The 5,911-nt window shown below is 42.0% G+C and carries 5 protein-coding genes and 1 tRNA gene; 3 read left to right on the plus strand and 3 right to left on the minus strand.

Translation table 11 applies throughout. The annotated features are described in order from the left end of the window. The first annotated feature begins 324 nt into the window (after positions 1–324). Complete coding sequence (locus AABK37_RS39895; protein WP_432556929.1) at positions 325–1,455, plus strand: AI-2E family transporter; 1,131 nt, start codon at positions 325–327, stop codon at positions 1,453–1,455. A gap of 292 nt (positions 1,456–1,747) precedes the next feature. Here AABK37_RS39895 and AABK37_RS39900 read toward each other — a convergent pair whose 3' ends face one another. Both AABK37_RS39900 and AABK37_RS39905 read right to left on the minus strand, forming a co-directional pair. Beyond that, entirely contained in the window at positions 1,748–2,179 is a 432-nt protein-coding gene (locus AABK37_RS39900) for an FKBP-type peptidyl-prolyl cis-trans isomerase (protein WP_432556925.1), read from the minus strand. Between the two features lie 217 nt (positions 2,180–2,396). Then, positions 2,397–3,113: an SDR family NAD(P)-dependent oxidoreductase gene (locus tag AABK37_RS39905; protein WP_432556926.1), complete on the minus strand. Its 717-nt coding sequence runs from the start codon at positions 3,111–3,113 to the stop codon at positions 2,397–2,399. 165 nt (positions 3,114–3,278) lie between these two features. Between AABK37_RS39905 and AABK37_RS39910 the strand changes: the two genes are divergently transcribed. Beyond that, complete coding sequence (locus AABK37_RS39910) at positions 3,279–4,268, plus strand: WD40 repeat domain-containing protein (RefSeq protein ID WP_432556927.1); 990 nt, start codon at positions 3,279–3,281, stop codon at positions 4,266–4,268. 124 nt (positions 4,269–4,392) lie between these two features. Here AABK37_RS39910 and AABK37_RS39915 read toward each other — a convergent pair. Continuing rightward, positions 4,393–4,466, minus strand: a tRNA-Pro gene (locus tag AABK37_RS39915). 183 nt (positions 4,467–4,649) lie between these two features. Here AABK37_RS39915 and lipA point away from each other — a divergent pair. Next, positions 4,650–5,534, plus strand: a complete 885-nt coding sequence (gene lipA, locus AABK37_RS39920) for a lipoyl synthase (RefSeq protein WP_432556928.1) — start codon at positions 4,650–4,652, stop codon at positions 5,532–5,534. Positions 5,535–5,911: the final 377 nt, after the last annotated feature.

Raw genomic sequence — 5,911 nt, forward strand, 5'->3', positions numbered from 1 at the left:
TATTAATTATGGTTTTGTCACCGAGTTTGATTATGGCGATCGCATTATTGTCGCGACTCCCAAGTAAGGGATAGGGGGAGGGGGGGATGGGGGGATGGGGGGACAAGGAGGACAAGGAAGACTTGGGGGAGTAATAACTCCGCGCCTCTTAACTCTTAACTCTTAACTTTGCGCCTCTTAACTCCCCACTCCCCCCACTCCCCCACTCCCCCACTCCCCACTCCTTACTCCCCACTCCCCAGATACAAGCGGAAATTGCAAAAATCGGCTAATCTAACTGCATTAAAAGCAAAACGCATCTCGCCAACAGTTCGGAGACAGCCTGTGAATTTAGGTCAATGGATCGGCTTAATCGCCCTCGTTATCTCTTTATACATTTTGTGGCAAATAAAGGATGTACTTTTACTGATGTTTGCCGCGATTGTATTAGCCACCACCTTAAATCGGCTGGCGAAACGCTTGCAGCGCATGGGTATGGCACGGGGACTTGCCGTAATTCTGTCGGTGGGGATTTTTCTTGCGGTCGTCGTGGGTTTTTTCTGGCTGATTGTACCGCCTTTTACACAGCAGTTCCAAGAACTAACATATCGGGTTCCCCAAGGGTTTCAACGCTTCAATGCTTGGCTCGATCAAGCAGAAACTCGCATTCCAACTCAACTGACACCATATATACCTGATGTAAATAGTTTAATCCAACAAGCGCAACCTTTCATAAATCGCGCTTTGGGAAGTTCTTTTACGTTTGTTTCTGGCACTTTAGAAGTAGTTTTGAAAATTTTGCTGGTGTTAGTTTTAACAGGAATGTTTTTAGCCGATCCCGCAGCTTACCGCAAAGTATTTATACGGTTGTTTCCCTCATTTTATCGGCGACGGGTAGATGGAATTTTAGATAAATGTGAAGCTTCATTAGAGGGATGGGTAGTAGGCGCTTTGATTGCGATGAGTGTAGTGGGATTGTTAAGTGTAACTGGCTTATCAGTTTTAGGTGTGAAAGCAGCGCTTGCTTTAGGAGTGTTGGCGGGATTTTTGAACTTGATTCCAAATCTGGGTCCAACGATGAGTGTAATTCCGGCAATGGCGATCGCGCTTTTAGATGCACCTTGGAAATCCCTCGCTGTGTTGGTTATTTACTTTTTTATTCAGCAAATAGAAAGTAATTTCCTCACCCCGATTGTCATGGCACGTCAGGTGTCATTGCTTCCAGCCGTAACCTTAATTTCTCAACTTTTCTTTGTCACATTCTTTGGCTTTTTAGGATTATTCTTAGCGTTACCCTTAACCGTTGTCGCTAAAATTTGGGTGCAAGAAGTCTTAATTAAAGATGTTTTAGATCAATGGGGAAATAAATCTAACAGAGAAACAGAATTAGTCCTTGTTTCTGACCAGCGTTCTCTAGATGCTGACCAAACAACTGAAACACATCCGTCAGAAAATCCTCAGAAAGAAGATAAATGAAGTGTTGATAATTTGTAGGAGCGTAGTTAGTGTGAGCGTCGATAACTATTGACCAAATAATTATTAATTCATAATTCATAATTCATAATTAAAAAAGTATGGGTAAAGCTGAACACGATCAACTTCAATTGAGCGTGGTCTACCCTTCACCGAACGCCAAGGGCAAACAATTAGTGGCGCTTTTTTGCCCCCACTAATTGCAATGCGCGAATTATGAATTACCTCCGCATGAATTATTTTGACTGTTGACCATCAATCAACAACGCTCCAACTAACTACTAACTACTAACATTTAAACAGTGATATCTACAAGTTCGATATCGAAGATTAAATCTTCTCCAGCTAACGGATGATTTGCATCTAAAGTAATTGTAGAGTCAGAGATATTAGTGATCGTCACCGGAATAATTTCTCCAGAGGGTTGCTGAATTTGCAACTGCTGACCTACTTCTGGTTCCATTTCCGGGGGCATTTGGTCGCGTTCAACTTCTACTACCATTTCTGGACGATGTGAACCGTAAGCTTCCTCTACAGGGATTTTTGTAGTTTTTGATTCGCCAGTATTCATCCCTAAAACTGCCTGTTCAAATCCAGGAATGATTTCTCCTGCACCTATGGTGAACTGCAAAGGGTCACGCTCAGTAGAAGAATCAAATATTGTGCCATCTGTCAATTTGCCTGTGTAGTGAACCATTACAGTATCACCATTTTTTGCTTGTGCCATTAATTTTCTCCTGAGATTTTTTAGTAAGGAAAGCCTTGACGTATAAAGATACCATCTTAAAGACCGAATATCCGGTAAGCGGTGGTTTATTTGACATCCAACGCTGACTTTCCTCATTAAAGGGTATAAGCGACTTGCAAACAAAAAAGTCTGCCAATTGGTAGACTATTATGTTGATTAATAGACTATATGCCGCGCATGTCAGTGTAGCAAAAAACTAAAATTTCTCTACAGCAGGTCGCAAATCAAGTTCTAAAGTCCAAGCGGTTGCATCTTGGTTGTAGAGTTGCCAATAATTTTGCGCGATCGCTAGGGGTGAAAGTAGTGTGTGTTCTTCCCTTTCTGATGCCATCCCACGCACTCTTTCGGTGTTAATCATACCATCAATGACGATATGAGCCACATGAATTCCTTGGGGACCAAATTCCCTTGCCAAGGACTGTGCCAGCGCTCTCAAGCCGAATTTACCCACCGCTAATGCCGAAAATTTGGCAGAACCTTTAAGTGCAGCAGTCGCACCTGTTAATAAAATAGTTCCTCTACCTTGTTCTACCATTGCGGGTAAAACTTGCTGCGCTGCGAGAAAAGCGCCAAAACAATTAACTTTCCAGCTATTCTCAAATTGCTCTGGTGTAAGTTCTAGAATACCAGCCATTTGAAAAGCTCCAGCATTATAAACTAAAACTTCGGGCGCATCAAGTTGCGATTTTACCTGTGCAAAGGCATCTTTGATAGATGCAGCGTCAGTCACATCAGCCGGAAAAATCAACGCTGTCCCACCACTCGCTTGAATTTCGCTTTGAATTTGGCTAAGTTGGTCAGCGTTTCTGGCAATCAATCCGACAGCAAAATTTTCACTAGCAAATTTGTGAGCGATCGCACTTCCCAATCCTGGACCCACACCGACAACTACTGCAACTTTGAAACGGCTCATGTTTGGCTCCTAAAACGCTACATCCTTAAATTACCATTACAAAAAGGGCGAGGATAAATAGTTCACTGCTTTATATCTCAATTTCACTAAGATTTTTCTTTTGAAGATATAGAGTAATAAGCTTGAACAATCGAGAGAACCAAAAGCAAAACGATAAATCTCCGTATGGAACAGTACAAAAAATTTCAGTGTGTCCGCATTTTAAAAACAGGATTTATAACTTCAATGGCTCTCAGTCCTGATGGAACAATATTTGCTTGTGGAGAAACTGACTATACTTGTAAATACCAATCGATAAGCGTATTTGATTTAAATACAGGGCAACGTATTTGCACCTTCGAGATATTCGGACGTGCTGTCTTTGCTGAGTTCATCGCTATCAGTCCCAATGGTAAACACCTTGTTTGGAATACTGGAAGAATTACGGTGGGAGATTTAACTACGGGACAGGAAATTTGTAGAATCTCAAGTGAAGATGAGGGTTTCAACAAAGAGCTTAGTTCTATCATTATTAGTCCTGATGGAGAGCGTATTATCGGTTTTTCCTCCAAGATTGCTAAGGCTTTTGATTTGAAAACAGGAAAAGAAATCTACTCATTTCAAGCAGCGTCGGACTTAGTTAAGTTTATCGGCACTAGCCCAGATGGAGACACGATTATAGGTAATTTAGGTAACGTTATCACGCTTTGGAACTTAAAGACAGGACAGGAAATCTCTTCTCCGACCGTCAAATTAAGAAACTTGAGAACAAAAAGCGAACTTCGCTCCTTCAAAGCACTTTCCAACCCAATCAAATTCGTAGCGATGAATTCTCATAGTCAGACATTAGTTAGTGTTAACTGCAACGACACTATCACTCTTTGGGATTTAAAAGTACGAAAAGAAATTCGCACTATCGAATGGCGTTCAGACAAAGGTAGGTCTTTAGTCGTTAGCTTTGATTGCCAAATCTTTATTGATTTTTATTATGGCAAAGTTGGCAAAAGCGAAGGTGTTACAATTTGGGATTTGTACAGGGGAGAGAAAATTAAAACTATTGCAAGCGATGCAGTTCAATGTCAATCTCTTGTCTTCAGCGCCAATCAGCATACCATTGTCTATCCTAGTGGTGACTGGGGTATCGGTGAGTTAGTCAAAGTTTGGAGACTGCTTTAAAAATCTATAAATTGCTTTTGTTAGAGAGTACGATTAATGTATCGCGACAAATTTTTTGTCCGTAAGAACATATAATTTGTCAAAGCCGTTAAAACGATAAGTTTTTTGTCTTCTACAACATTAATCGGGATGACTGGATTCGAACCAGCGGCCCCTTCGTCCCGAACGAAGTGCGCTACCAAGCTGCGCTACATCCCGCCATGAAAATGGCATATCATACACAGCATAACATGAAGAGTGATGAATTACAAACTATATAAGGACAAGGGGGACAACTAACTACTAACTACTAACTACTAACTCCTAACTCCTAACTCTTAGCTCCCAACTTCCCGGAAGCTTGCTACTATAAACGAATGTATATCTCGATAGAAGCGGATTGTGACAGTTAAACCAGACTGGTTGCGAGTAAAAGCCCCTCAATGGGAGCGCGTCGGTAACGTTAAAGAAATTTTGCGGGATTTAGCCCTGAATACCGTTTGCGAAGAAGCATCCTGTCCGAATATTGGTGAATGCTTCAATGCTGGTACTGCCACGTTTTTGATTATGGGACCTGCTTGTACACGCGCTTGTCCTTACTGTGATATTGATTTTGAGAAAAAACCCAAAGCATTAGACCCCACCGAACCGGCACGATTAGCGGAAGCTGTAAGACGGATGAAATTAAATCATGTGGTAATCACTTCTGTAAACCGCGATGATTTACCCGATGGTGGTGCTTCTCAATTTGTTCGTTGTATTGAAGGAATTCGCACTGTCTCACCTCACACCACAATTGAAGTGCTAATTCCTGACTTGTGTGCTAACTGGGATGCTTTGGCGGTAATTTTGCAAGCTGCGCCAGAAGTTCTCAACCATAATACAGAAACAGTTCCGCGTCTGTATCGTCGAGTGCGTCCCCAAGGTAATTATGACAGAACGTTGGAATTAATCAGGCGATCGCGTCAACTTGCACCGAAAATTTACACCAAATCCGGTATCATGGTTGGACTCGGTGAAACCGATGAAGAAATCCGCGCCTGTATGCAAGATTTGCGAGATGTAGATTGCGATATCTTGACAATTGGACAATATCTCCAACCCAGTCAAAAGCATCTAAAAGTCGATAACTTTATCCATCCAGAACAATTCGTCGCTTGGAAAGCCTTCGGCGAAGAAATCGGATTTTTACAAGTTGTTTCTTCACCCTTGACAAGAAGCTCATATCATGCAGAGCAGGTTAGGGAATTAATGGAACGATATCCAAAGGGGAGAAGTAGGAATTAATTTAGTTGGCGTTGCACAATGCGATCGCGTTTACTCCACTTTCTATGAAAATATCGCCCTTTATTAACGTTCCGAATCACCCGCTCCTAGTAAACTCTGGGACTCAACCAATAATCAGGATACGGTCGGGTGCAAAGGGTTATTAGGTCTATGCTGCTGGCACTTATAGGAGACTTGCAGACTCTTTATTTGAATATATAGGGTCATCTTTCTTAACGTAATGATGCACCTTATATTATTGATGGTGCCGTACTTTCGTCGTGAACACAACGAACCGCTCTGTAAAACTTATACAATCTTAGACATGCCAAGACTCTTGTTTGCTTCCTGCTTCAACCGGTCTCCCAGGCAGATCCCGTCCACAGGCTTCCACGGCA

Origin of the sequence: Tolypothrix sp. VBCCA 56010, assembly GCF_050875635.1 — a bacterium.
Classification (GTDB): domain Bacteria; phylum Cyanobacteriota; class Cyanobacteriia; order Cyanobacteriales; family Nostocaceae; genus Hassallia.

Bases quoted from the DNA above. Each gene is read 5' to 3' on its own strand.
- AABK37_RS39905 (WP_432556926.1), bottom strand. From the start codon at position 3,113: ATGAGCCGTTTCAAAGTTGCAGTAGTTGTCGGTGTGGGTCCAGGATTG.
- AABK37_RS39900 (WP_432556925.1), bottom strand. From the start codon at position 2,179: ATGGCACAAGCAAAAAATGGTGATACTGTAATGGTTCACTACACAGGC.
- AABK37_RS39910 (WP_432556927.1), top strand. From the start codon at position 3,279: ATGGAACAGTACAAAAAATTTCAGTGTGTCCGCATTTTAAAAACAGGA.